Below are 26,390 nucleotides of genomic sequence, written 5' to 3'. Positions count from 1 at the left end.
TTCTTGCCTTAGAGCACACAGATGGCGACCGAGCGGAGCTGCAACGAAAGTTTCTTGCCTTAGAACACACAGATGGCGACCGAGCGGAGCTGCAACGAAAGTTTCTTGCCTTGGAGCACTCGACAGACGCCCGGACAGCGCTGCAACGAAAGTTTCTTGCCTTAGAACACACAGATGGCGACCGAGCGGAGCTGCAACGAAAGTTTCTTGCCTTGGAGCACTCGACAGACGCCCGGACAGCGCTGCAACGAAAGTTTCTTGCCTTAGAACACACAGATGGCGACCGAACGGGGCTGCAACGAAAGTTTCTTGCCTTGGAGCACTCGACAGACGCCCGGACAGCGCTGCAACGAAAGTTTCTTGCCTTGGAGCAATCGGCAGGCACTCGAACGGGGCTGCAACGAAGTTTTGCCTTGGCGCACTCGGCAGACGTTCGAATGCGCTGCAACGAAAGTTTCTTGCCTTGGCGTACTCCGTAGACGCTCAAACGGGCTGCAAACATGGGCAATCGCACGTAAAAGGGGCGTTTCTCCGTCATCAACCAATGACTGAGGAACGCCCCTTCGAATGTTTTTGCTGACGATTTCCGTACCACACACGGCAACCAGCCGACAATACCAGCCACGGACTGGCCAGGCCGCCCTAGCGTTCCGCACGCCGACTCTCTCCAATCAGCGTATTGAGCCGGTCCAGCAGGTCTCCGCCGCCGGTCAGCGAGACGGAACCGATTTTCTCACAGATTTTCTCCAGGAATTCGAGCTCCTTCAGTCGGTATAGCGTCTGATTCTCGTCCATGAGCTTGGCTGTGTTGAGCAAGCTTCGAGTCGAAGCCGTCTCTTCCCGCCGCGTGATCAAGTTGGCTTGTGCCTTCTTCTCTGCGAGTAGCACGGTATTCAGGATATCCTTCATATCTCCTGGCAGGATCACATCCTTCACCCCTGCATCGAGGAATTTCACCCCAAGTCCCTCCTCCTTCTCCCGCAGTCTGGAGAGGATAAACGAAGCTGCCTCTTCCTTGCGCTTCAGCAGCTCATCCAGCTTCATCGTGCCGACGTATTCGCGCAGCAGCAATTGGAGCTGAATATGAATCTGCTCGTCGAAGGACCTCACTTCGAGGACCCGCAGCGGATTCATGATTTTGTACTGACAGACAAAGTTCAGCCGCAGCGTCACCTTATCCTCTGTCATCATCTCCTGACCCAGCAGATCCATCTGCTGCTGCCGGAGATCAACGGTCCGCACGGTAACGGCTACAGGACCTTTCCAAAAGAAGTATCGGCCGGGCGAGAGCTCCCGCTGCAGGACATGATCATAGAACAAGAATCCGATCTCGTTGCTTGCAATCTCCGAGCTCTGCACATAAGCCGTCAGCTTCGGCAGCAGCGCACGGTCCACCTCCGCAGGCAGCTCTGGTTGTCGGATATCTACGGTAACAAACGCATGCTGCTTCAACACATTCCAATAGGCGTAGATGCCCGGCTTCAATACGCGGGCGAACCGGCCATCTTCATAATGAAGGACAAGCTCATGGTCCTGAACGGTAACCACCTTCAGCTCTCGGACCAGCTCCTCATCATGCAAGAACAACTGCAGGTCGCGTCCCTCCACCGCGAAAGGCTGAGCGATCTTCATGACGGTGATGGCCGTCTCCGACCAGGCAAATTGACGGTAGGTACCTGGCATAAGCTTTTTCACATAGCTGCCTTTATGAAAGAGTAAGCCGCGCTCGTCGGCTTGAATCGTAATCGATTTGTACATGGTGATGCCCCCTTAACATTCATTTGACCTTCGGTATAGAACCCCGCTGCCGGGATTGACGGAAACTCGCTTGAGATCAGCGAACAGCTGGTGGGGTACCGAGATGTCTTAGAGCTAGAGAATGACCAGACTTCAGCCACCCTTTCGCACTCTTCCCTCCCTGCACCCCGCTCCTGTGTTCGCCCAATCGGTATCCACGAGATTACTAGGTCTTCCTCGCAGTGCGCTTATCGTGGCCGCAAGGGATTCTATCCGTTGGTCCATTTTGTGTGTGAAGACTCGATTGACAGTCGAGTACTCTACCAAAGATCGCTCCCATAGCGATTGGGGAATCGAACCCCAAGTGGATTCCTACCGCTCCGCACGTACAGGATACCTTCGCCAACTGGCGCGGCACTGCGGGATGATCCGACATCCCAGCCTCGTTACGAACGGACCATATAAGAACTAAGGTCTTGCTTTTTGTTTCTTATTGCCTTGCAAGATCTATCATCGCGCATTTCGGACTGGATGAACATGGTGAAAGTATTACGAAGGTGGAAGTTTGTTGGGGGATTTTGGTTGGAGTGTGGGGTTGAGCGATATGGTGGGGTGCGGTATGGGGCGATGTGTGGGGCGTGTGGTGACTGATGTGCGGGGCGATGTGTGGGGCGTGTGGTGACTGATGTGCGGGGCGATGTGGTGGGAGCCAGGAATAACGTCGGGATTACTTGGTATGTTGTTGAGGACTCGCTGGGTGGAGAAGTGAAAGTAGCATGCTGTGGGGGTGGGTTAGTCTAGCGGTTCCAGCTAATGCAATAGTAGCATCACACTGCGGTGGGACAGTTTCCGCAGGAGTAATACTAATGGAGGTGGGATCGCATTGACTGCTCCCGCTCTAACGGCCACCAGCGCACTTATTTCGGCCTTTTCGCCTGGTTCACAATTCTAATGGCCACCAGCGCGCTTATTTCATTGAAATCAAGCTAAAACATACGCCAACAGGGCAAATAGCTGCGTACATGGCCGTTACATTTTCAAACCATCGATCTAGAGTGCAATAGCGGTCATGGTGGCCGTTAGAGCCGAGCACAGCAAAACACGCGTCTCCCGGAACAACAAAAGACCGCCCAAAGGACGGTCTTCATTTCATGCCTGTTGTCATCTTCTAAAAGACAAAGTGGTACAAACGCTCGATCAGTACTGCAATCTCGGCTCGTGTGGCCTGACCCAACGGATCGATGTGCTCACCCTTGCCCTGGATGAGACCGCTCTTGACCAGGTTGGCTACGCTCTGCTCCGCATAGCCTGCAACCTGACCCTGGTCCCGGAACTGTACCAGATCATCCGAGGTGCCCGCTTCAAGTGGCTGACCCATCAGCGCCAGTGCGCGGTCCAGGAGTACCATCATCTCCTGTCTGGAGATGGATTGCTCTGGGCGGAACCGGTTATCACCAGTCCCCTGGGTGATGCCCAGTGCCTTGGCAACCGCCACTTCCTCGGCATAATAAGCCTCTGGTGCGACATCTGCGAAGTTCGCAGCCGTCTCCGCTTGCAGCTGCAGTGTCCGCACCAGCAGAACCATGAAGTCTGCTCGCTTGATGTCTGCTGCTGGATGATAGGTCTCTGCCGATGTTCCATGAATAATGCCTCGGGAAGCCATCGCTTCGATGGCCTGCCTCGCCCAAGCATACCCTTGCAGATCGCCAAAGGTTGTATGAACATAGCTGATCATATAACGGCCGGTTTGTTCGGCCTGGAAGCTGACGCCGCCCCGCTCCGCATCGTAGGAGCCAGAAGCGACCGCCGTCCTCTTGCCTGCTTCGTCTACATACCAGACGAAGAGGTAGTCGGTATCTGCCAGTTCGGCAGCTGTCGGCGTATACGGCAGGAAGACTTCAAGCGGCGCATTCGGATTGCGCCATGCCTGCGCCTTGCCATCGACGTGTACGGCAAGCTCGACGCCTGCTCCCTGAGCAGCCTTGGTGATCGACAGGGACACGTCCTGTGCTCCTGTCCCCGCTGCACTCGGCAACAGATCAGCTCTTGCTGTGACCGTGCCTAATGGCGTCCGGATCATTACGCGTTTGTCCTTGTCGCCCGCAGACAGGGCATGAGGTGGCAGGACAACCTCATAGCCGGCAGCGCCAGAAGCCTCGTTCACGGTAATAACCACTGTCGCTCCATGGGCAGCCGCTTTGTCGAACGCTTCAGCGCTGATGCTGGCCTTGGCCATACGTCCCGCCCCAATTACAGGTGCGATCACGGTGATCTCATTTGTTTCTTGCGGTTCATTCGGTTCCGGTTGCGGCTCTGTGACTGGAGGCGTAACAGGCGGCCAAGGGTTAATCGGATCGCGTCCGCGCTCAGTCGTCACTGTAACCGACGGCCCGCTGGTCGTCCATAGGTCAAGCTCATTGCCGGCTTCCACCTTGAAGGTGTAGGTCGTACTGGCGGACAGACCGCTCACTGCAAAGGTGGTCACATCCCCTGCTGTTGTTCCGATTAACCGGCTACCATTGTAAATGTTGTAAGCCGTCACAGCCTCGGCATCATCCGCAGCCGTCCAAGTGAGTGTAAGGCCTGAGCTGGAGACATTCGCTGCTCTCAGCATGCTGCGATCCGGCCACACCGGCGGCTCGGGCTCCCCTTGCTCACCTACAATGACCTTCACGCTTGCCATCCGCGCATCCGGGTTGTAGAGATTGGATGGGAGCGTGCCGTTTACTGTGTATTCGCCCGGCTTCGTTCCGTCATAGTCAGCAGCCTCCCATACTACGGCTACTGTCCGGGTCGCGCCGCTCTCCAGCACCACTTCCACACTGGATGGCAGCTGTCTCATCAAGTCCGCAGCGGTCATGCCGTATGGCACACGCACATCAGTCAGCTCCGTGACGGAGGTGACAGCATCGAGCTCTGCCCCCAGCACACGCAGCTCAGCTACCTGATAAGGTGCCCTTCTACCGCCTGACTCCTGAATATTGGTCGTAGCCATTCGGATGTAGCTGGCTTGAACATTCTCCAACATGTGATTGTCCTCCGCCTCATTAGGCGTAGTCCGGGTGGTCTTCTCCCCGACCTTGGTCCAATCGGTGCCATTCAAACTGGTGTACAGCTCATAGTTATGCCAGTAGCCCTGGTTGTTATTGCCGAAGATGACCTGGATCTCTTCGACATGATACACATCCCCGAGTGCGATCGTCGCCCATCCCGGTGTAATCGTCGCCTCATAAGGCAGCCCGGTGGCGCTTAACCGGCCCGAATCCCAGACCGTGTCCCGGCTGTTATCCACCAGTCTGGCCGGGTTGCCAGCCGTTCCGTTATGCGCTGTAACCGGCCGGTTCACAGCCAGATTCTTGAGGCCGGTCAGATTGAGCCGGAGAATCGTATCGTACACACTCCAGTAGACACTGTTCACCTGATCGACCGCCGCCTCCATGGCAATCGCCTGTTCTGCCTGCAGCATCGCGTTCTGGAAGGCAGTCACCACACCAGGTTCGCTTGCTTCCAATGGAATCGTCTTGGCAAAACGCGCCAGCTCCCGCAAGTGCTCCAAGGTCGGCAAGATTCGCTCGCCATACACGCGCACTTCGCTCAGGCTCAGTTCCTGCTCCCCGTGTGGCGGTTCGGCAGCAATCGCCTGTATTTTGACATAACGTGCCTCCAGGTTAGATACAAGCCATTCATTCCCGCTGCTGGTCACATCACCTACAGCAACCTCGCCGATTTTATCCCAACTGAGCTTGTCATTGCTGGTATAGACCTCGTAGCCTGCGAACGTTACGCGGTCGGCCAGTACTTGAACCTTGGACAGCTGGAATGCGCCGACCAGGTCGATGATGAGCTCAGGCTCCGGGATGACCGGATTGGCCTGGAGTGTCACCTGCGTATCCGCCCTTCCATCCGTCGCAGCGAGCAATCGTCCCGACACGCTGGCTGTGTTGGTGCTTGCGAGCCGGCCGATCGCACGGTTGCCGATATTCGGATCCAGCTCCCCGGATAGCATCGCGTGCTCGAATACGAGCTCGACAACTTCTTTTAGATCCTCTGCAGAATCCTTGGCTTCCCTGTTGTAGTCCTGGTCCCCCAGCACCCAATCCCAATAGAGATCGAAGTACCCTGAGACGCTGATGGTCGCAATCGGAGCACCTGTTTCCAGGTTGGCCTCGACTTTGTTCAGATACGTTTCCCATACATTCTTATAAATGTCGATAAACATGCCTTCATAGTTGCGCCACCCGTATTCCTTCAGACTGCCGTGGGATTGGCGCGAGCCCCAGGTCGTAATCAAAGTTTTGGCATTCAATTCAAACGCATCGTTCGTGAAATCATCGTAAGGTGCCGCCAAATCCTGTGCTCTGCCAATCCATTCACCAGCAAGCTGATCCTGCTGCGTGGCCTGGACGGCATTCAAGACGTCAAAGGAATGCAGGAAATCGGCTTTTGCCTCTTTAAACGCAGCCAAGTCCCTGTTGTCCCGTGCAGTCAGCACCTCGTTATAAGCAAACACGGAATAATTGCTCACCAACTGTCGCATGATTTCGGTCAAATCATAGAGATAGGCTTCACTCGCCTTGAACTTGTCGAAATCCTCTGCCAGCAGACGGAACGCAGTTTCCAGCTTGTCTGCACCGTAAGCAATGTTTTGCTTGCCATAGTTTTGTGGCGTTGTGTTCTTCATTCCGTAAATCTGTGTAGTGAACCGGACCCCGTAATTATAGTTGGCGTCCTTCATGATGTCCCAGGCCAGTGTGGCATTGGACGAGGTACCGCCATAGCGGCGCTCGATATACTTGGCCATCCACTGATCCAGATTGAAGCTCTCATCCGCCCAGGCCAGATCAAAAATCAGATCATAGAGAATCGGATTTTCGTATTGCGCCTCTGATATAATCCCCAGGCCAGCCATATGCTTGCTCGTTTTCTTGGCATTCTGGATATCATTGACCATCACTTCCATTTGCCCGTGCATCGACGGGTTGCCGCCAAAATTGCCGAGCAGTCCCCATACCCAGCTCGTCCCGTTGAACTCGACCGCATCGAGCCGTGTACTGTCATATGACGTCCGGTTGTATTTGGTAAAGCTGGCCAGCGGATACTTGATCAGATCCACGATCAGGACGTGGTCCTCTCTCCGGTCGCCCATCCCGCGGAGCAGGTCATTGGTCGGATTGCTCTGCCAGCCCTGGACGATCCATACCGCATCCTCATCATATTCAAGCATTGAATTTAAGACTTCATGGGCAATCGTACCGTCGCTCAATCCCGAAGGACGTCTGCCTCCCTCATGAAATGGATCGGCAGCGTAGTATTGCGAGGTCTTCCCATAGACAAACTCCTGCGCTTCATAGAACAGTCTTGCATAGTCATCATACAGCGGTGAATCGGTTGCAATCATATCCGGCCGGCTGAACCCGTTCCATAGGCCCTGCTTGATCACCGCCACATCCGGCTGAAACTCGTTGAAATTCGTTGGCACCACACCGGCATACCCTTGAAGAACGGTCTGCATGCCCAGTGAATTTTTCCACCGCATGGTACTTCTCGCCAGCTCGGCCCGATCGATAATATACCCGTCCGGTACCGGACCGCCGAACGCCTCCATGTTGGCCATGAACTGCCAGGCGTTATAAGCCGGACCAGTAAGCCAGTCCTTCGCATCATCAAAGGAATAACCGAAATTCATCAAAAATTTGACCCAGGTCGCTTCTTGTCCTGCAAGATCCAGCACAACGTTGACCCCATTTAACGCCAACCAGTCATTTTCCCTCTGCCATTCTTCTACACCAAAGAAAGCGAACGAATAACTGAGTGTACAGTAATTGAAGGCATAACGAATTTTGTATTCCGTCTCTTTGCGTACAGGCTCGCCAATCGTCACAAGGGTCGACGGCATCTTCACCTGCATGGTCTGCTCCGAGATATGAACATTCAGGTAGTTCTTATAGTAGTAATTCAATCCGGTGGTAATGGAGATACCTGTGTTGCCTGTAATGTGTACTTTTCCATTCCGGTCGCTTAGTTCAAAATAGTCCATCTCATTGGCTGTATTAGGTGCAACCTCAAACGAAAACCAGTCCCGGTATTGCGGACCTACCGTGCGCTCGACGATACCAGCGATATTATCATAGGTCTCCTGATCGGTTATCGCCTCACTATAGGCCGTATCCTTGAAATTCTGCAGACCGAGAATCTCTTCCATTGATCCCGTCCGGAGCGGGTCCGTGTTGGTATTCGTCTTGGTGCCATACGCTCTGACTTCGGCTAGATATGCCGTATTCTCGCCCTGTGTATATTCCATGTAGATTCGAACGATCCGATACGAGGCGGGCGCCTCCAGAACAATTGTGTCCCCGTCTGCTGTAGCGGCTGTTCTTGAACGTTTTTGATAGAGACGGTCGTAGGTGGCCCCGTCGTTACTGCCGTAAATGGTGTAGTACGCAATTTTACCAGGCGGCAGGAACACCTTGAGCTCACTCAGATCGTATTGATCCATCAGGTCAATATCGATATAAGCCGGATAGAAAATTCCGCTCCAGGCTGTTGCCGGATTGCCATCGGTTACATTGCCCGCCAAGTGCTTGGACAGATTGCTTCGAGCCGGCTTCTGGTACGCAATGTTACCCGGATCACTTGGATCCACGGGATCGGTTGGTTCCGGATCCACAGGACCCGGGTCTACCGGACCGGGATCGACGTCCGGGCGGTGGGAGCCTACCATTTTGGGGCGCTTGCTCGCATTGCTGGTTTCCTTGCTATGGAACATCAGCGAGGAATCCAGACTGTTCTGCGCGCTCGTGAACACCGTGATCTCCTCCCTTCCTTCCTCAACCAGTTGCAGAATCGTATCCGTAATATCAACGGTAATCATCTTTTCTGCATCGGTTTTGAATTCATACTCCTCATTCTGCCTGACCTCAAACCGGAACAGCGTCTGCGTGCTGCTGCGATCGAGAAATGAAGGCTTGGTATTCCAGGTCATCGATGTCTCTGACCAATTCGTGTCGGTAGCATAATGAAAGATGTACGATTGATTGCCCAACGTGTAATTGGGGTTTTTGAACACATGGAAGACAAAATCAAATTGGTTCAGGTCGTTCTCTTCGATTTGAGCCTTGGTCGGCAATCTGAGCTTCATCGCCGCAATAATCTCATCGGTTCCATAATACTTGGCATTGAGGACGGTAATGCCTTGGCCTCCATACTGGGCTCCGTGTGCTGCAGTAATGTTCTCGTAGCTGTAATTGGTGGTCCCCCTCGATTTCCGGACAAAGCCATCCTCAAACACAGGGTAGTCAATACTTGCTTGCGGCTCCTCAGGAGCGGCATAGACAGGAATGCTGGACAACCAGACGGCAGCAATCAAAAACATCGCCAAAATTTTGAATCGTGTGCGCATGGACTGAACTCCCTTCTACTAATGTCTTACAACGTCGGCATATTGTAAAGCAGGATTTGACAGGGAAGCTGTGTATCTATTTCACTGCACCAGCGGTGACACCCTCGGCAATCTGCCTTTGAAAAATGATATAGACCACCAGAACCGGCACAATAGATAACAACAGACCCGCAAAGAGCGGCCCCCATTCGGTGCGGTATTGCATTTCATTCTGCATGACGGCAAGTCCCACCGGCAGCGTATAGAGCGCGGGCTTGTTGACCAGCACGGAGCCCATAATGTACTCATTCCATATCGTCAGGCCGTTCATGATGCCCACAGAAATAAGACCTGAGCGGGCCAACGGCAGCATGACGGACCAGAAGGTACGGGCGTGGCCCGCCCCGTCGATGTACGCCGCCTCCTCCAATTCCTTGGGCAAGGTTTTAAAAAAGCTGACGAGAACGAAGATGCCAAAAGGCAGGGCGCTAGCGGTATAGACTAGAATCAAGCCAGGAATCCGGTTGATAAGTCCCAGGTCATTCAACAGAAAGAACAGCGGGATCAAACCAAGAATCATCGGAATCATCATGGCCGACAAATACAAGTAGTACAGCACTTGCCCGCCTTTGATCTTGAATCTGGCCAATACATATGCGGTCGTCGCCGATAGAAACAACGAGAGGGCAATGCTGCCTACGGTGACGAGAATGGAGTTAGTAAAATAACTGCCAAACCCGTATCTTCCCCATACATACGTGAAGTTTTCCCACAGCAGTGGGAACTCGGGCAGGGCCCAGGGCTGTTTTAGCATAAACTGCGCGTTATCCTTCAGCGCACCAAGCAGCGTCCAGATAAGCGGATAAACAACTGCGACCCCCCACAGCAGCAGCAGGACATAGGTGACGACGCGCGCTACCGGGTTTTGTTTGGTTAACATCATCGGTTGATTTCACTCCTCATGCCAATTCAATCGTGTCCCGTTTCATGACCCGCTGCAAAATCATCGTTGTGAGCAGGGAAAGGACCAGGATCAGCACGCCGATGGTCGCCGCGTATCCCATATGGTATTGCCGGAAGCCCATCTGATACAGATAGGAGCCCATAACCTGCGTCGAGTTATCCGGTCCGCCCTCCGTCATAATCCAGACGAGAATAAACGAACCGTTCAGGGTCGTCATGACAATATGCAGCACGCTCACCTTCATCTGCTCCCACATCAGCGGCAGAGTGACGGATAGGAATTGACGCCACTGGGAAGCTCCGTCCAGGTCGGCCGCTTCATACAGCTCCTTGGGAATGGATAGAATCGCTGCAATCAGTAATATCATGTAAAACCCGATTCCCGCCCATATTGGGGGCCAGAGCAGCGACGTCATCGCCGTATTCGGCTCTCCCAGCCATGCCGTCTGCACCCTCTCCTCGGTAAACAAAGAGAGAAACGAATTGAGAAAACCCAGGTTGGGATTATATACATATCTCCATAACACGCCGATGACGACGACGGAAATCACATTCGGAATAAAAAATAGCACGCGGTATACATTCTTGCCCCAGACATTCAGCCTCGTGACAGCCACCGCAAAAAACGTAGCCAGCAGCATAATGCCGATGACCTTCCCAAACACCAGAAAGTAGTCATTGCCAACCGCTCGGCCAACAATAGGATCACTGAACATCTGTTTGTAATTGTCCAGTCCAATAAAGTCCATATTCTTCGTCCCACCCGACCAGTCGTAGAACGAGATTTGAATCCCCTTCCCTATGGGATAGAGGGTAAACAGGCAAAAAAACAAAAAGGTCGGCAGAAGAAAAACAATTAAAAACACTTTGCGTTTAGCCGATTGACTCATAGAACGTACCTTCCTTCATGCATTCGCTCATCTTCCAGGTAGCGTCGAAGTTGACAAGGAGGGACGTCCCGCCACGGAACGTCGCCGCCTTCTATCACTTCTGACTCGCTACTCTCGTCAGTTCCGTGCTTTGGCCGCAGCCGCTTCCAGACGCTGCATCCACTCCTCAGCGGTAATCCGTCCGGTTGCCAGCGCAATCGTTGCATCCTGCTTCGCTTTTTCAACGTCCGCATTCAGTACGGCCACGGGTGCCACAGTCGTAGTATCTGAATTAAAGAACTCCATCGCTTCCTTGACGACTTCACTGGCCGAGGTATTGCTCAGATCCGCCTTGACATTCATCAGCGCGCCCGTCAACTCCGCCCAGCGCACCGCATTGGCTTCCGTAAAGGCATATTGCAGGAATGCTTTGGCCGCTTCAGGGTTCTTCGCATTCTCCGCAATCGCAATCGTGTTGGTGTACGGAATGACGATGTTGTTCTCCCCTGCATCCTGGGCAACAGAAGGAATAAAGCCAAACTCAAAACCATCCGGAATATCCTTGCTCATCTCATTCTCCAGCCACAAGCCGCTTGGGATAAAAGCTGCCCGATGCTGCAGCCATTGAATCTGCGAGTCGGTATGGTTGAGCGAAACCGCGCCCGGATCGATCAAGCCTTTGTCCACCAGCTCAACGACTTGACCTAGCGCCTTCTGTACCGCAGGACCAGAGAAGCTGCCCTCTTCGAGATTGGCTTGCTGGGTCAGAATGGAACCGTCACCGCCATTGGCCGCCACAATCGCAGAGTCGACCAAGCCACCGTTAATGTAATACGGATAGACCCCTGTGTGAATCAGTGCCGAGATGCCTGAAGCCTTGACCTGCTCGCTTGTGTCGATGAACTCGCTCCAGTTGGTAGGTGCTGTCCAGTCATTTTCATTGAAGAAAGCCTTGTCGTAGAACAAACCCCAAGAGCCGAATACAAGTGGCAGCGTATAATTCCGGTCCCCATCGTATGCGGTTGGCTGCGAGATCAGAATGTCCGTCAGCTTCTCGCCGTCGGCGTTTTCCATCTCAGCCAGGAAATCCGTAATGTCCATGAGTTGTCCATCATCGATCATCTGACGCTCGTTAGAGCCTGCGCCGTCAATGTAGACCACATCCGGCGTGTCGCCCTGGATCCAGCGCGGTCTTGTCTGCTCATTAATGTTGGGACCTGCCGTTTGGGTGATGTTCAATTCCGGATTGGCTTCCTGGAAGCCCTCGAGCACTTCCTTCCACCAGGAATCGCCATAACCGCCAACGAAGTACTGAATTTCAAACTCACCTGTCAAGCCCTGATTCTCGGTACCGTTTGTCCCGTTATTGCCTGTCCCCTCGTTAACCGATGGCGCAGGGTCTGGCGTGCCGTTGTTTGGCGTAGCCCCGTTTGTCCCCCCGCAAGCCGTCATGGCCAGCACCAGCATTGTAGCAATCCCCGATGTCACTGTTTGTTTCCTTTTCATGTTCCTGCACCCCTCATTCATGAAATAGCCTGGTAAAGAAACGTATGGACATGAAAAAAAGGGCATAAGTCACGCAAGCAGATCAATGCTTGCATAACTCATGCCCTTTCGGTAACACGTTATGTTTCCTTACGTATTCGACTGAAAAAAGCATAACTCGGAAATTCTTGATTGTCAACACAAGAATTATTTGAGCTTTCTTCGTCATTTAAATCGCTTCCATTTTCAAAGTCATTTTCAAATTGACAGATCAACGTCATCTATCATATCATAAAGCTAAATTATACGTGGCGTGCTACTAGTTTATCTAGGCATGAGCCGAAAGTGCCGACTTCTTGCTGAAGCAGGCATCTTCGGCTTTTTCTGCTTGTATCCGTTTCTGTTCGCACCAGATGGAAATCAACTTTAAATCAATCCACAGGAGGGATAAAGTTGGCCGGGAAAGAAAGACAGCGCATTGATCGAATCGTAGGCAACAATGTTATTCTGACCGTGGATCCCCACACGACAAAGGAATATGTACTTTTCGGCAAAGGCATTGGTTTTGCTTCCAGAGGCTCTGACTGGATCAGCATGTCCGATCCGAGAATCGAGAAACGTTACCGCTTGGATGAGGAGCAGCCCATTAAGGAATATCAAAATTTGATCGAGAACATCGATCCCGAGGTCATTCTTATTGCTGAGAAAATCGTAGAAAATGTCAAAGAACGCTTAGGGACACCGGTCCAGCCCAAGGTTTATTTCGCCCTCCCCAATCATATCCAGTTTGCACTGTACCGGCTTCGCAATGGGATGGAAATCAATAATCCGTTTCTCCATGAAACGAAGATCAACTTTCCGCTGGAATATGAAATTGCTGCCCAGGCGGCTGTCATGATCAGTGAGCGCTTCGGCATCCCCATCCCCGAGGATGAGGTCGGCTTCCTGGCCCTTCATGTTCATTCTTGTGTCGGCACCGCCTCTGTTGGCCAGTTGGTCAAGCTAACCGGGCTGGTGAATCGCATCGTCGAATACATAGAACGCAGCCGAGGCATCCCGCTGCACCGGGATAATCAGGATTATGCCAGGCTGGTCATGCACATGCGAGCCGTGATCGAGCGACTAATGCACGAGCGCCGGGTCATCAACCCGATCGTGAGCGAGCTGCGATCCAATTATCCCGAGGCCTTTGCTCTGGCTTCGGATATTGCGCTATTGATTCAGGAGGACATGCAGACTGACATCTCCGAGGATGAAATCGGCTACATGGCGATTCACCTGCATCGATTATTTCAGCCGCACTAGTCTACACAGATGGAGAGAGAGGGATAGCCGGTGTTCATGAACAAACGGGGGTTAACGCAGCGTCACCCCAGCATAGCAGTGGCCGCCCCGGTTGCAGGCCGATTGTTTCCCCTAAGCGAAGTCAGCGACCAGAACTTCTCCCGCGGCTACCTCGGCGAAGGTGTGGCGATTGAGCCCTCAGATGATCTGGTGGTCGCTCCTTTTGCGGGGACGGTCAGCCATATTGCAGAGACCAAGCATGCCTTGCTGCTCAAGCATGCCTGCGGGCTGCAGCTGCTGATTCATATCGGCATCGACACGATTGATTTGCAAGGCGAAGGGTTTGACATGCTGGTCCGTGTGAATGACCAGGTCGGGGCAAGACAGCCCCTGGTCACATTTGACCACGCCCTGATTCGGGAGTCGGGCTATCCAGCCTGTGTGATCTTCATCGCCATCGGCACCGCCCCCCATATCGCCTCCATTGCCTGTTCCTATCGAGAGGTACAGCTTGGAGAGCAAGATGCGTTTCGGATTATGCTGAAGCACACTACCTAAGCGGAGGAGAGGTCGGAGCATGCTTGCCTTTTTACAGAAAATCGGGAAATCGCTCATGTTATCCGTTGCTGTGCTCCCCGCAGCTGCGCTACTTCTCCGGTTCGGCAATATCGATTATGCCCAGGATTTCCGACTAGGGGAGTTCGGCCTATGGATGAATCGGTATATCGCGCCGTTTATGGATGCGGGGGGATCTGCGATTTTCGACAATCTCCCTCTCATCTTCGCCATCGGAATCGGCATCGGCATCGGTGGCGATGCCGTGGCTGCACTGGCTGCGGTCATTGGCTACCTCGTACTGGAGCATGTGCTGCTGCAGTTGCCGATTGTACTTGCGGACTGGTCCCATATGGATAGCGAGTTAAATATGGGTGCGCTGGGCGGTTTGTTGGCAGGACTCGTCGCTTCTTTTTTTTACAAGCGGTATCATCAAATCCAGCTCCCAGGCTGGCTTGGCTTCTTCTCCGGCAAACGCTTCGTACCCATTATTACCTCTGGTGCCATGATTATTATTTCTGTCGGCTTCGGCATGATTTGGGGACCGATCCAGCATGCACTGGACGCCTTTGGCAGTTGGGTCATCAATCTTGGCGGCATCGGGGCATTTGTCTATATTTCCGCCAACCGGCTGCTCCTGCCATTTGGTTTGCACCATGTGCTGAACAACCTCGCCTGGTTTCAGATCGGCACGTACGTGGATGCCTCCGGTCAGATTTACAAGGGCGACCTGAACCGTTTCTTTGCGGGTGACAAGGAAGCTGGTCTGCTTATGGCCGGGTTTTTCCCCATCATGATGTTTGCCTTGCCTGCAATGGCACTTGCGATCGTGCACAGCGCCAAGCGTCACCGACGCAAGCTGATTTCCGCGATCTTCCTGAGCGCCGCGCTGGCCTCGTTTTTGACCGGAATTACCGAGCCGCTGGAATTTGCGTTTATGTTCGTAGCGCCGCTGTTGTACGTCATCCATGCGTTATTGGCAGGACTCAGTGGCTATATCACTGTCGAGCTGGGCGTGCGGCACGGCTTCGGGTTCTCCGCGGGTTTCATCGATTATGTTATCAATTTTCCGCTGGCCACCAAGCCGCTGCTCATTTTACCGATTGGCTTGATGTTCGCCCTCTTCTATTACACACTCTTTCGGATCATCATCTTGAAATTCAATCTGATGACCCCTGGCCGCGAACCCGAGGACCCTACGGCTGACAACCGTATGTCCGACACGGCAGTTGGCCCGATTACGAGCGGAGTAACTAGCTCGCCAGGCAGCCGCTCAAGCGGTGCTGTCCCCCTCCCGGCTGATAGCACAATTCAAGGCAATGCCAGCCTGCACAAGGATGCCTCTGAGCAACCGGATATCGCTGCGGGTGTGACGGAAGCATTGGGTGGAGCGGCTAACATTAGCAGTATCGATGCGTGCATTACCCGTCTTCGACTGATCGTGCATGATGAGAGCCTGGTCGACGAAGCCGAGCTGAAGCGGTGGGGAGCGCTTGGCATCATCCACTTGGGCAAAGGTTCCGTGCATGCCATTTTTGGTATGGAAGCGGAAAAACTAAAGGATCGTATTAAAGCTATTTTGTAGGAGGGCATGCCAATGAAAAAAATGTATACCGTCATGAATCCCTCTGGCATTCATGCCCGGCCGGCGCTGAAGATTGTAGAAGCGGCCTCCCGGCACCATTCCGATAGCTATCTGGTGAAGGACGGCTCCCGTTTCTTTGCCAAAAATTTGATCAATATGATTTCCATCGGCGCCAAATACGGCGATACTATCGAAGTCGTTGCAGAAGGTGAGGATTCGCTAGCCGCGATTGAAGCCATCGGCGCGGTATTAACCTCCCGGCATTAAGTCGGGGCCCGGCCGTCAACATACTAAAGTTTCAGGGAGGCTTGACGTTATGCAATTGCAAGGAATCCCAGCCTCTGCTGGCCTAGCTTGGGGGCGCGCCCTCCACCTAGTGTCATCGACACGCCAGTCGGAGTCTCCAACCATTCCACTTGTGCGGGTATCCGCCGAGCTGAAGCGGTTCGATGCAGCAGTCGGGCAAGCCATCGAAGCCATCGAAGCCATCCGCGCCTCCCTCTTGGAGGAAGGACGCACCGAAGAAGCGGATATTATGGAGGTGCAGCTCGTCCTGCTGCAGGACCGGGAACTGGTAGGCAAAGCACGGGACAAGATCCTTCACCTCCACTATGCCTCTCATGCTGCGCTGGAAGCGGCGATGGCCGATGTGCTGGAAACTATGCGTCAGCACAGCCATCCCCAGCTCGTGGAACGGGCGATGGATCTCGAAGATGTGGTTCATCGCATTGGCCGCAATCTTCGAGGAGAGCAGAGTGTACTGGAAGGCCTCGAAGGCTCCGAAACCCTGGTCCTTCTCTGCGAGAGCCTGACTCCTTCCGAGGCCGTGCTGCTTAATCCCAAGGTGGTGGCCGGCATTGCCTTGATTCATGGAAGCGTTACCTCTCACGTCGCCATCATCTCACGCTCCATGGGCATTCCCACGGTGGTTGGACTTGGTCCGGACTTGCAGAGCATAGCCGATGGACAGATGGTCCTGCTGGATGGAACCACCGGCACCCTTACCGTCGATCCAGCGGAGGTGCTGGGGGAGGCGGAGGTGCTGCGGGAGGCGGAGGCGCTTCGGGAGACGCAGGTGCCGCGGGAGACGCAGGTGCTGGGGGAAGCGGGTGATCCGATGTCCACCGCAGAAGCTGGCAAGCGCCAGATCGGACGCGTACCACAGCTGCCCCGGGTCCGAGGAGAAGGCGGAAGAGATACAGGGCGACAGCTCCTCTCCAATATCAGCTCTTGCGCCGAAGCGGCTACGGCGCTGAGCGAAGGGGCCGCTGGCATCGGATTGTTCCGGACAGAATTTCTGTTCATGGGCAGGAATGACTTCCCTTCCGAGGAAGAACAGTTCGCCACGTACCGCAAGGTCGTCTCGACCTTTGATGCACGGACGCCAGTCATCATCCGCACGATGGATGTGGGCGGGGACAAGCCGCTCGCTTCCCTCCGGCTGGAGGAGGAAGACAACCCGTTCCTCGGCAAGCGCGGCATGCGGATCTCCCTGATGCGTCAGGATCTGCTCCGCACGCAATTGCGTGCAATTCTGAGGGCAAGCGCCTACGGCAACATCAAGCTGCTCTTCCCGATGATCGCCACCCTGGGGGAATGGCGACAAGCGAAGGCAATCGTTGCGGAGGTCCAAGCGGCGCTCACCGATGCGGGCATACCCTATAATCAAAGCATCGACATCGGCATCATGATCGAGGTGCCTTCGGCTGCCCTCCTGGCGGATCGGCTGGCGCAGGAGGCAGATTTCCTCAGCATCGGCACCAATGATCTCATCCAGTACACGATGGCAGCCAGTCGCAATTCCCCTTCCCTGCGCAAGCTTCACGATCCGCTGCAGCCCGCCGTGCTGCGCTTGATTCACCAAGTCATCCGTAGTGCCCATTCGCACGGCAAGCCAGTGAGCCTATGCGGGGAGATGGCCAGCGAGATGGCCGCCCTGCCACTCTTGCTGGGCATGGGCCTGGACACGTTCAGCGTCAGCAACGAGGCTCTCGCCTCCGTCGGCTGGCAGCTCAGCCTGCTGAGCGAACGGTGGGACAGCGCGCAGCTCCGGCTCGCTGCCGAAGCGGTCCTGGACCTGGACGAAGCCTCCGACGTCCGCCAGTACGTCCAGCAGCACTTCCCGGAGCTGCAGCAGGTGCAGGTGCTGCCTTAATGAATTTAAACCAGGCCCATCATGGGTAGATGATGGGGGCCTGGTTTTTTTGGTGAGGGCGGGTGCGACTAAATCACGTCATAGCGTAGTGAAAAGTGTGGCTTGAATCGCATCCTCACTGGTTGAGTTTGTCTCGTCTCAAGCAATAATTCGTCCTCGTGCTTGGTCATTTTCGTAACATCCCTTAGGTTTACTTCATAGACCGTTCCCCTATACTTATCGTGAGACAAACTAAGACTGCAGGTGTTCTCGTATACGGAGAAAGACAGCGTTAATTTAAATCCAAACTCATCTTGTTTCGAGTAGATGAATATCCCTGTCTCTGCATCAATACTCGTTGCATCTAACCACCTCTCTATTTTATTCGGCTGCTTCCGCTCTAACGGCCACCAGTACACTTATTTCTGCCTTTTCGCCTGGTTCACAATTCTAACGGCCACCAGCGCGCTTATTTCATTGAAATCAAGCTAAAACATACTCCGACAGGGCAAATAGCGGTTTATATGGCCGTTACATTTTCAAACCATCGATTTAGGGTGAAATAGCGGCTGTGGTGGCCGTTAGCGACAGTTAGCGCTAAAAACAGAAGTCACTTTACGGGACAAACCCAAGCTTCCGCTCTAACGGCCACCAGCACACTTATTTCAACCATTTCGTCCTGCTCGCCATCCTAACGGACACCCGTGCGCTTATTTCCATGAAATCATGCTAAAACAGGCTCGGACGGGGCGAATAGCTGCTTATATGGCCGTTACATTTCCAAACTATCGATTTGAGGCAAAATAGCGGTCGTGGTGGCCGTTAGAACTGTACAACAGGGCTCCAGCTCTCACTCAGCTATAGGCTGGATACAACTCTTCAAGCGTTGTTACTCTAGGAATCTTGTGAAGTCAGTATAAGTTAACTGTACGACGAGACTCTTTATGAAGTGTTCTTGTTTTACTTCGAGACGAGCACAATGCTGGAACCAAGTTGATACTCCAAGCGACAAAAGAGCGACAGATTGGAACGGTTTAAGCTTTAACTCAAATTACGAATCCTATATAATGAGTAAGATGATCATGACTTTATAGAACCGGGAGGACTCATTGTGTTAAAAGGGATCTACATTTTGGGCGAAAGACCCTATACCGAGATCTACCCTGAGCGCATTCGCGAAAAGATAGAAAATCAAGTGCAGATGGTTCCCACAGCGTATACGCCTGAAATGATTGCGGAATCGCCCCATGTGCTGCAAGACGTGGAATTATTGTTTTCGGGCTGGGGTGCGCCCAAGCTGGATGAAGCTTTTTTGAAAGCGGCTCCACGATTAAAAATGGTGTTTTACGGGGCGGGATCGGTCAAAGGCATGGTGACCGAAGCATTTTGGAGACGCGACATCCGATTGACCAGCGCTTATGCGGCCAACGCGATTCCCGTGGCAGAATACACAGTTTCGCAAATTGTCTTTGCGCTGAAGAACGGCTGGCGATTGTCCCGGTCCTTCCATAATCCCCAATCGAAAAACCTTTCTCCGCACAATGTACCTGTCGTCGGTACTTTTGGCAGCACAGTCGGTCTGATCTCTCTCGGCATGATTGCACGACAAGTGTGTGAGCGACTCAGAGCTTACGATATGAACGTGATTGCATACGATCCATTCGCTACTCCTGAACAAGCCGAGGCGTTGGGCGTGCAGTTGTGTTCGCTAGATGAGTTGTTTGAAAGGTCTGACGTCGTTTCCCTCCATGCACCATGGTTGGAAGCAACGGTGGGTATGATTACCGGGAAGCATTTTCGCCACATGAAGCATGGGGCCACGTTCCTGAATACGGCTCGCGGTGCAATTGTTCGTGAACAAGAAATGATCGAGGCGCTGCAGAGCCGCCCGGACTTGTTTGCGATTCTGGACGTGACCTACCCCGAACCTCCAGTCAACGACTCCCCCTTGTATACGATGCCGAACGTTGTGCTAACTCCTCATATCGCGGGCAGTATGGGCAACGAGGTGGCACGAATGGGTATGTATATGGCGGAGGAGCTGGGTCGGTATTTGGCGAACGAACCGCTCAAGTGGGAGATTGACGAGAAGAAGGCTGCTATTCTTGCATAATTTGAGTTAACGTGAGACGTCAATGTTTCTCTTTATGGCGCCCCGCAAGGAAACGATGGCCGTACTTGTGGCGTGGCTGGACGTTCTCCGATGGGTTGCTGCCACACTAAGCCTCGTGTTTGGTGTGCGTAAGCTGTACCGTTGGTTAAGACGTAAGTTTCGTAAAAAACGCAAGCAAAAACCCACCGCATAAGGTTGGCGCCTGACGGTGGGTTTTTGCTTGCGAAGTTAATTCTAATGCACGCCGTGGTGAATCCACAGCCTTTCGTGTCCTGAAGAGTCTTTGCCGTCGACGCGGCAGGGGCTCTTTTCTTAGTAAATACGTCGATTATCAACGACATACGTTTCAGAACATGTGAATCAAGGTTTGGAATTGTTACCTACTAATGTACCTACGATCTTAGCACTTCCGAAGTTGAAAATCAACGTGACTACAGCCTAGGTCAACGTAAGTAATTGTTTAGCTAATCCTACTCCAACAAAGGCCTTACTTCATTCGCGAGTCTTTTCAAACTTGGTATTTCCACAGCAAAGGTTCTTCCTTTATACCATAAATGGAACACATTTGAGTTAGGATCGTTACTATCGTAGAAAAAGATATCCTCAGCTTGATCAAAATCAACAGCTATAATCGTGATTCCAACCTTTAACGTATCTTCTTGATTCCACAGTGAACCGTGGTAGGTTATAACATCAAAATGTTCTACGTCATATCTTTGCACGACCCGCTGCTGTATGGAAACTAGAAATCTTTCAATAGGAGTATGGGCAAGTTGATCGGTTAGTTGAGCGTACGCCCTCTCATCCAACCATTCATTATAGGTCTGAGATTTGTTTAGTACCAAATATCTGACGACTAGCACTACGGCCAATACGAGTATGACATACATAACTTTACGAGATTTTCTAATTAGCTCTCCTCCTTTTCAGTTGTGCTATCTAAATTGGAGATATATGCAATCTCTCTTATGAAGGGTGTTACAGCATGGCAATTTTCCAGATCATTCTCCTCCATCATTGCCCAATACCTAATCGTATGCCTATGGATACTAATGTCTTGAAGAAGAAGACTTTTGATCAGACTGGCCGACCTATCGTCAGTCAGATTTTCTATAATCGCATCATTAAATGAGGAAATAATAACAATCATTAATGCAAATTTCTCTTCTGTACTTAAGTCTATGTTTTCATAAGCGCTCAACAATTCAGATAGTCTTGAAGAGTCCGACACTTCATATTCCCAGTCTTGCGAATATTCATCTGGAGCCGGTAAGTTAATTTTTTCAACTAGACCTTCGATCGCATGCTTAGTTACGTACTTGGGCGACACATTCTCCATAGTTATCTCTCCTTTTCAATATAATACTGCAAAAAAAAAGACCTTATGAAGATTCTTCAAAAGGTCATTAAATATTAGGTTAAAAGACAAGCCGAAATAACGTTTCTTCTTTCCAGCTAATTTTTTCAATGTCATATACTCTTGATTAGGAATGTAAGAGGTATTAATTAGAATAATTGCACCTAACATCCTCGCTGCAGAATTCATTACCTAAAATCTATGTTTAGATTATTTATCTTTCATTTTCTCCATTTGAATTTCACGCAATAATAAAAATAATGGCAATCCGAATGAAACACCAACTGTTAATGTTCCAATGATCGGTATCCACTTATACTTTACGCCAATTCGCTTTCCTTCATATAAAATAAATCCAATCAAAACAACTACTGAAATGATTACATCCAACCAAGCAAATGCACTAATTCGATTCTGTGTTGCTTCATTAAATAACATCGTCAGGTTAAATCCATTCTCACCAATCCAAGGAATAAACGCCATGTAAGGAAGGATTATTCCTAAAATTGATAGCAACCCAAAAAAATATTTCAAGCCTCTCACCTCAAAAAATAATAGTTATAAAAGATAATCGATAAATCGGCCATAAATAGTATTACTCATAAATAAGCTATTCTTCCAGCAAGTTGTGCCTTTCTTCAGTTGGGTGCCATAAGCGGCAGGTAGGCTTTTCCTCCGTTTTATTTTCGTGGTAGAGCAATTGCTCTACCACGGGCAGAGTTGGTCTTAAAAGTGACGATGCCAACGTTCACCTTCGAACGATACTGTTCATTCCTTCCATCATAATAATAACCAGGCGCGGTGGCAACCCCGTCTACTGTCTCTGTGCGCACAATCATCAGACCGTCACAATCGTGTCCTGCAAAATGAATTTCATCCCTGTTTGGTCTAACAGATAGCCCTACGCCTTCATCAGGGGTCACTTGAATTTCAAAAAAATGAATACCTCCATCATTCATACTGATCCATATAGCTTTACCGGATTCTTCATAGTAAACATTCCAATAAGGGTACCGACTACTGAATATCGTTTTAATATCCTCTATTCTCATCTAATCACCCTGCCCTGGCTTAATAAATGATAGTGCTCCTGAAGTCTTATCTTCTTTTAAAGTATAGATATTCATTGTACCATTTCCAGGAATGTCTCAGGTGACCTTGCATTCATTTTCAATATGTTAGACCCGAATTTTAGGCTCACTTTTCCCCTCGCAAAAAAAACCTTGAAAGGCAACAAGCCAATCAAGGTTGGTGAAATAAGATTCTTCTTAGTTGCTCATCAATAATATACTCCAAAACTTACGTGCGTTAGATTAACATAAGCATTACAAATTTGAGAGGAATAATACGGTTGAAGATTTGGTATGGTTCGCCTAGTAACAAACAACCCAAAATCTTTTATATCCTCGTTATTTTGCTCGTATTTTAACACTGCCGAATGAGTGTCATCATTACCTGCAATAAAATCGATTTGATATGATACTGTTTCTATAATATCTTCATAGGCAGAAATCAATTTGTCAATATCATCGTATAACCGTTCCTTCGAAAAAACCACGTCAAACAAATCAATATCAACTTCATGATATTTGCTGTCATCATAATAATATTTATTAATTTCATACTTCTTTTCAAATTGATTTAGTAGAATACCAGTAGCTTTTGAAATATCGCTATCTGACAATTCTTCTACCGTCATCATTGTTGTTACTAGTCTCATTTATCTAACCACCCCTGTCTCAATTAAATATTTGTATTGGTCATTACTCAATTTGAACGCAGTATTAAACGTACCATCCGCATTGACAAAAGCCCATTGTTGAGTTGATGGATTGTAAATATGAGTACCTTGATTCCCGTAATAAGTGCCGCTTTTTTCCTGTGCCAGTTTCAATTAAGTTCTTTACATCATTCTTGAATAAATTAACACTTGCACTTTTACCATCAGGATAGTTACCAAAGTCTGTTCTGTGCTTTCCAAAAGCTTTATCTATCGAGCTTTGATTGAACACCACATCATCGGCACTCTGTATTATTCTATTATTAAAATTTCCCGCACCCTTAGTAGGCCTTCCCATCGGATTAAAAGAAATAAATAACAAAGCCGCTCTAGCAAATTGCTCTACAGACCAAGGTTTTTCTTCGCTTACGCGAATGTATTCTTTCAGTTCTGTAACATCTCCACCCGACCAATAATTAATAGCTAATTCAATAGATGTGTGTTGGTCTCCAACGGCTTGTAGCTCTGCTGCAACGTAGTCTTTGAGTTCATTCCACACTCGATCACAAAAGTGATCGCCGCCGAATAGATTGATGCACCGTCCCATCGGGTCCGTAAAGCGCATCGGATTATTCTCCACCTACTTGTACGCATTTAGACTGCTTGGGCGGTTCATGAAGCCTTCGAAGCTGTCCTCCTGGATGAAGCGGCCTAGGCCGGAATCGTACCAGCGGGTACGCAGGTATTGCAGTTCGGTGGTCGCGTCCCTATACTCGCCAGAGTATATTTTATTACGAAATTAATTCAAGTCCTTTTGAACTAAATCAAGTGCTACTTGTAATTTAATTTGATTAATTTTGCTTATACCTTTTTTATACTCTGTTATCGGTATGGTCTTTATAGTAGAAACTGAGTCTTGGTCTCTACTTAACTCAATATTTATCACCAAAGATTCGTTAATTAATACTCTATAGAAATCCTCTCCCTGTTCAGGTATCCAATGAAGAATATACGCCGATTTTAATTCAGGAAATTCCTTTTTAAGAGCATCTACCAGCCTGATATTACCATCTTCTTCAAACAATGATTTCCTTGAAATTATCAATTGATTTCTTATTTCTTGTTCTGTTTTACTTCCAATAAGTTTCAGTTTTCACACCTCCCAAAACTTATTTTATAACTCCTGGAGAAACCTCAACTAAATTTCCGTGCTTAACAGTTAATATAGTCATTCTAGAAGTAGGCATAAATTTATTAATTTGTCAGTCCCAATTGGTCTATCCATAGTCACATCTCTGACATAACGAATCCCATCTTTGCTATCTTGTGTTCTGGTCACAGGGGTATTTACTACATCTTTATCTCTAAGTATATTACGGAGTGTGTTTTGAGAAATAGTGAATTGTGACTCATTCTTTTTTGAGAAATGTTCCTTTACAACGTGGGTAAAGCCCTCGTTACTAATATTAATTCTAGACTGAACAATAAGAGGCATTTTTTGAATTTTACTTGTTCCACCACCAAACAACCTTTTAACTCGATCTATCGTGGATTTAACAGAGTCCTTTGCCGATACCCATAAGGAACGTCCATTGCTAATCAATTGCTTCTCCAAAGTTTAACCCTGCGTCCCACGCCTCTAACACATCTTCGTACATCATATCTCTAACTCCAACAACTCGTAATGCGACTGAGAAAATTCCTAACTCATTCCTACATCTGTTTACACTGCGTACAAAGGTTGTATAGTCCCGGCATATGTCAGTGCATAAAAATACTGCTCCCATTTTGAGAGCAGTATCTTACAGCTTGAATAGTTTTTTCAATGAATCTTTAAACAATAAAACTTTCCTCAATATATTTTAAAATCAAATGGAGAACAGTCTATTTAGCCTAATCGGATCTTGGAATCATTCATTCTGCTCACATGTATGGGTTATATGTGTTATTTATTTAAACGGTAGCTCTGCTGTCTGGCTCATAGAATAAGAAAGAAAACCTTGAGGAAATAAACCTCAAGGTCATAACTTCTAATCACATAAATCCAGAACATCAACAAAGACAGCATCTTTTAGTGTCAATCTTCGATTGACTGGGTCAATTTCATTCAAATAGTGCCAATCATAAACTGTGTCGTATACATCGTATTCATGACTTAACCTAATGTAACCATTCCTCTCAAATATCTTATTTAATTCTGCCTCAGTTTCGAGTAACTCGAATGTATTGGCCGGACCCACTAATCCTAGATCGCCTACTAGCGATTTATGCCTTACTTTATGAAAAAGCAGGTAGTCATATACTGGTAAGATTTTCGATATCCTTATCTGGACTTCTTGTGAAAGCATGAATTCTCCATCACCATAATGATCCTTCAATTTAATGTAAACTTGAGCTGAAGGAGAAAAATTATCCTGTACAATAATATTAGATACTTGTTTTATACTATCGATATCATTCGGCAGTTTTATAGGTTTTCGACTTTCCTCAATATACCATTGGTCCAGTTCCCTTTTTAAATATAACTTTTCTAGAACTTCTTTAAATTGAGGATATTCTTGAGTAAAGCTAATACCATGCATGTTAGCCCCCCCATCTTCTTTTCTTAATTGGATTGCCTGTTTGTTCTCCAGTCACAGGGTCAAACTCACCCAAATGATTCTTCTGTTTCTTATCCCATTTTTCAAGGCGGCCATGCTGGCTATCCCACTGATAATAATTTTCCCCATCATACCATGTTTTTCTCCCGTTTATGGTTCCTCTAGATGCCATCCCTTGGTCTTTCATCCAATCAGTTTCCTCGGATAATATTTTATAAGTGGAATTATCACCTTGTTTAACTTTATCATGATCATTATAATTCCCCTTTGAAGCATCTCCCGTCCTCTTAGATTTATTCCCAAACCCAAGCAAATTCCTTCCTTTTTTAATCCAGCTCCCGAAAGGGAGGACACTTACACCTTCCCAAATACGCTCACTTGTGCTTAACTCTTCCCCTGTAACCAAGTTCTCACCAAATATTGCTTGTGCGCCGCCTTTAACATTACCGATTCCTGGGGCTAGGTCTAATGTGCAATCCCAAAAGTCGGTAAAGTTATCCAGATGCACACACATCCCCATCGGATCCGTAAAGCGCAGCGGGTTATTCTCCACATACGTATACGCATTGAGGCTGCTTGGGCGGTTCATGAAGCCTTCGAAGCTGTCCTC

22 protein-coding genes are annotated in these 26,390 nt (G+C 49.8%); 6 read left to right on the top strand and 16 right to left on the bottom strand.

All coding sequences use genetic code 11. From position 1 onward, the window contains the following. Nucleotides 1-642: 642 nt before the first annotated feature. The 5 genes from F556_RS0130960 to F556_RS0130940 all read right to left on the bottom strand — a co-directional run bounded on the left by F556_RS0130960 (nucleotide 643) and on the right by F556_RS0130940 (nucleotide 12,453). Nucleotides 643-1,758 carry a slipin family protein gene (locus tag F556_RS0130960; protein WP_020620898.1) on the bottom strand — a complete coding sequence of 372 codons (1,116 nt, stop codon included), beginning with the start codon at nucleotides 1,756-1,758 and terminating at the stop codon, nucleotides 643-645. 1,147 nt (nucleotides 1,759-2,905) lie between these two features. Further along, nucleotides 2,906-9,136, bottom strand: coding sequence for an alpha-N-acetylglucosaminidase TIM-barrel domain-containing protein (locus F556_RS36795; protein WP_020620897.1), 6,231 nt, complete (start codon nucleotides 9,134-9,136; stop codon nucleotides 2,906-2,908). 76 nt (nucleotides 9,137-9,212) lie between these two features. After that, nucleotides 9,213-10,058 (bottom strand): carbohydrate ABC transporter permease, encoded by an 846-nt coding sequence (locus F556_RS0130950; RefSeq protein WP_020620896.1) that lies wholly within the window; start codon nucleotides 10,056-10,058, stop codon nucleotides 9,213-9,215. 16 nt (nucleotides 10,059-10,074) lie between these two features. Continuing rightward, complete coding sequence (locus tag F556_RS0130945) at nucleotides 10,075-10,968, bottom strand: carbohydrate ABC transporter permease (protein WP_020620895.1); 894 nt, start codon at nucleotides 10,966-10,968, stop codon at nucleotides 10,075-10,077. A 117-nt stretch (nucleotides 10,969-11,085) separates the two neighbouring features. Beyond that, on the bottom strand, nucleotides 11,086-12,453 hold the full coding sequence (locus F556_RS0130940) for an extracellular solute-binding protein (protein WP_020620894.1): 1,368 nt from the start codon (nucleotides 12,451-12,453) through the stop codon (nucleotides 11,086-11,088). Nucleotides 12,454-12,885: 432 nt separating this feature from the next. Here F556_RS0130940 and F556_RS0130935 point away from each other — a divergent pair, with 432 nt between their 5' ends. The 6 genes from F556_RS0130935 to F556_RS0130905 all read left to right on the top strand — a co-directional run bounded on the left by F556_RS0130935 (nucleotide 12,886) and on the right by F556_RS0130905 (nucleotide 20,103). Next, nucleotides 12,886-13,737, top strand: a complete 852-nt coding sequence (locus tag F556_RS0130935) for a PRD domain-containing protein (protein ID WP_020620892.1) — start codon at nucleotides 12,886-12,888, stop codon at nucleotides 13,735-13,737. 36 nt (nucleotides 13,738-13,773) lie between these two features. Continuing rightward, nucleotides 13,774-14,274, top strand: coding sequence for a PTS sugar transporter subunit IIA (locus F556_RS0130930; RefSeq protein WP_026297603.1), 501 nt, complete (start codon nucleotides 13,774-13,776; stop codon nucleotides 14,272-14,274). A 19-nt stretch (nucleotides 14,275-14,293) separates the two neighbouring features. Beyond that, the gene (locus F556_RS0130925; RefSeq protein WP_020620890.1) at nucleotides 14,294-15,856 is read left to right on the top strand and encodes a PTS transporter subunit EIIC; all 1,563 of its coding nucleotides are present in this window, start codon (nucleotides 14,294-14,296) and stop codon (nucleotides 15,854-15,856) included. 12 nt (nucleotides 15,857-15,868) lie between these two features. Next, the gene (locus F556_RS0130920) at nucleotides 15,869-16,123 is read left to right on the top strand and encodes an HPr family phosphocarrier protein (RefSeq protein ID WP_020620889.1); all 255 of its coding nucleotides are present in this window, start codon (nucleotides 15,869-15,871) and stop codon (nucleotides 16,121-16,123) included. Between the two features lie 49 nt (nucleotides 16,124-16,172). Next, nucleotides 16,173-18,011 (top strand): phosphoenolpyruvate--protein phosphotransferase, encoded by a 1,839-nt coding sequence (gene ptsP, locus F556_RS0130915; protein WP_020620888.1) that lies wholly within the window; start codon nucleotides 16,173-16,175, stop codon nucleotides 18,009-18,011. 1,090 nt (nucleotides 18,012-19,101) lie between these two features. Continuing rightward, entirely contained in the window at nucleotides 19,102-20,103 is a 1,002-nt protein-coding gene (locus F556_RS0130905; RefSeq protein ID WP_020620886.1) for a hydroxyacid dehydrogenase, read from the top strand. A 470-nt stretch (nucleotides 20,104-20,573) separates the two neighbouring features. Here the strand turns inward: F556_RS0130905 and F556_RS0130900 are convergent, their stop codons facing one another. The 11 genes from F556_RS0130900 to F556_RS37475 form a co-directional block, all read right to left on the bottom strand. After that, a complete protein-coding gene (locus F556_RS0130900) occupies nucleotides 20,574-20,993 on the bottom strand; it encodes a hypothetical protein (RefSeq protein ID WP_020620885.1) in 420 nt (139 codons plus the stop codon). A 20-nt stretch (nucleotides 20,994-21,013) separates the two neighbouring features. Continuing rightward, a complete protein-coding gene (locus tag F556_RS37485) occupies nucleotides 21,014-21,442 on the bottom strand; it encodes a hypothetical protein (protein ID WP_020620884.1) in 429 nt (142 codons plus the stop codon). A gap of 228 nt (nucleotides 21,443-21,670) precedes the next feature. Next, entirely contained in the window at nucleotides 21,671-22,003 is a 333-nt protein-coding gene (locus tag F556_RS0130890; RefSeq protein ID WP_026297601.1) for a DUF2834 domain-containing protein, read from the bottom strand. Between the two features lie 137 nt (nucleotides 22,004-22,140). Further along, entirely contained in the window at nucleotides 22,141-22,512 is a 372-nt protein-coding gene (locus F556_RS0130885; protein WP_020620882.1) for a hypothetical protein, read from the bottom strand. Between the two features lie 227 nt (nucleotides 22,513-22,739). Next, a complete protein-coding gene (locus F556_RS0130880) occupies nucleotides 22,740-23,162 on the bottom strand; it encodes a hypothetical protein (protein ID WP_211222659.1) in 423 nt (140 codons plus the stop codon). 82 nt (nucleotides 23,163-23,244) lie between these two features. Then, nucleotides 23,245-23,805 (bottom strand): hypothetical protein, encoded by a 561-nt coding sequence (locus tag F556_RS38975; protein WP_020620880.1) that lies wholly within the window; start codon nucleotides 23,803-23,805, stop codon nucleotides 23,245-23,247. 15 nt (nucleotides 23,806-23,820) lie between these two features. Then, the gene (locus F556_RS37480; protein WP_083938231.1) at nucleotides 23,821-23,967 is read right to left on the bottom strand and encodes an RHS repeat-associated core domain-containing protein; all 147 of its coding nucleotides are present in this window, start codon (nucleotides 23,965-23,967) and stop codon (nucleotides 23,821-23,823) included. 12 nt (nucleotides 23,968-23,979) lie between these two features. Next, a complete protein-coding gene (locus tag F556_RS0130870; protein WP_020620879.1) occupies nucleotides 23,980-24,264 on the bottom strand; it encodes a hypothetical protein in 285 nt (94 codons plus the stop codon). A 144-nt stretch (nucleotides 24,265-24,408) separates the two neighbouring features. Beyond that, nucleotides 24,409-24,795, bottom strand: a complete 387-nt coding sequence (locus F556_RS38185; RefSeq protein WP_157273029.1) for a hypothetical protein — start codon at nucleotides 24,793-24,795, stop codon at nucleotides 24,409-24,411. A gap of 415 nt (nucleotides 24,796-25,210) precedes the next feature. Beyond that, complete coding sequence (locus F556_RS0130865; protein WP_020620878.1) at nucleotides 25,211-25,762, bottom strand: hypothetical protein; 552 nt, start codon at nucleotides 25,760-25,762, stop codon at nucleotides 25,211-25,213. A 1-nt stretch (nucleotide 25,763) separates the two neighbouring features. Continuing rightward, on the bottom strand, nucleotides 25,764-26,390 hold a 627-nt coding region (locus F556_RS37475), incomplete at its 5' end, for a pre-toxin TG domain-containing protein (RefSeq protein WP_245583170.1).

Source organism: Paenibacillus daejeonensis DSM 15491, assembly GCF_000378385.1.
Classification (GTDB): Bacteria; Bacillota; Bacilli; order Paenibacillales; family Paenibacillaceae; genus Paenibacillus_D; species Paenibacillus_D daejeonensis.
Note: the sequence above shows the minus strand (reverse complement) of the source record. Positions and strands in the feature narration are given on the sequence as shown.

Excerpts from the sequence above, each read along its gene's own strand:
- F556_RS0130960 (WP_020620898.1), bottom strand. The coding sequence starts at position 1,758 with ATGTACAAATCGATTACGATTCAAGCCGACGAGCGCGGCTTACTCTTT.
- F556_RS36795 (WP_020620897.1), bottom strand. The coding sequence starts at position 9,136 with ATGCGCACACGATTCAAAATTTTGGCGATGTTTTTGATTGCTGCCGTC.
- F556_RS0130950 (WP_020620896.1), bottom strand. The coding sequence starts at position 10,058 with ATGATGTTAACCAAACAAAACCCGGTAGCGCGCGTCGTCACCTATGTC.
- F556_RS0130945 (WP_020620895.1), bottom strand. The coding sequence starts at position 10,968 with ATGAGTCAATCGGCTAAACGCAAAGTGTTTTTAATTGTTTTTCTTCTG.
- F556_RS0130940 (WP_020620894.1), bottom strand. The coding sequence starts at position 12,453 with ATGAAAAGGAAACAAACAGTGACATCGGGGATTGCTACAATGCTGGTG.
- F556_RS0130930 (WP_026297603.1), top strand. The coding sequence starts at position 13,774 with ATGAACAAACGGGGGTTAACGCAGCGTCACCCCAGCATAGCAGTGGCC.
- F556_RS0130925 (WP_020620890.1), top strand. The coding sequence starts at position 14,294 with ATGCTTGCCTTTTTACAGAAAATCGGGAAATCGCTCATGTTATCCGTT.
- F556_RS0130920 (WP_020620889.1), top strand. The coding sequence starts at position 15,869 with ATGAAAAAAATGTATACCGTCATGAATCCCTCTGGCATTCATGCCCGG.
- ptsP (WP_020620888.1), top strand. The coding sequence starts at position 16,173 with ATGCAATTGCAAGGAATCCCAGCCTCTGCTGGCCTAGCTTGGGGGCGC.
- F556_RS0130900 (WP_020620885.1), bottom strand. The coding sequence starts at position 20,993 with ATGTATGTCATACTCGTATTGGCCGTAGTGCTAGTCGTCAGATATTTG.
- F556_RS37485 (WP_020620884.1), bottom strand. The coding sequence starts at position 21,442 with ATGGAGAATGTGTCGCCCAAGTACGTAACTAAGCATGCGATCGAAGGT.
- F556_RS0130885 (WP_020620882.1), bottom strand. The coding sequence starts at position 22,512 with ATGAGAATAGAGGATATTAAAACGATATTCAGTAGTCGGTACCCTTAT.
- F556_RS0130880 (WP_211222659.1), bottom strand. The coding sequence starts at position 23,162 with ATGATGACGGTAGAAGAATTGTCAGATAGCGATATTTCAAAAGCTACT.
- F556_RS38975 (WP_020620880.1), bottom strand. The coding sequence starts at position 23,805 with ATGCGCTTTACGGACCCGATGGGACGGTGCATCAATCTATTCGGCGGC.
- F556_RS0130865 (WP_020620878.1), bottom strand. The coding sequence starts at position 25,762 with ATGCATGGTATTAGCTTTACTCAAGAATATCCTCAATTTAAAGAAGTT.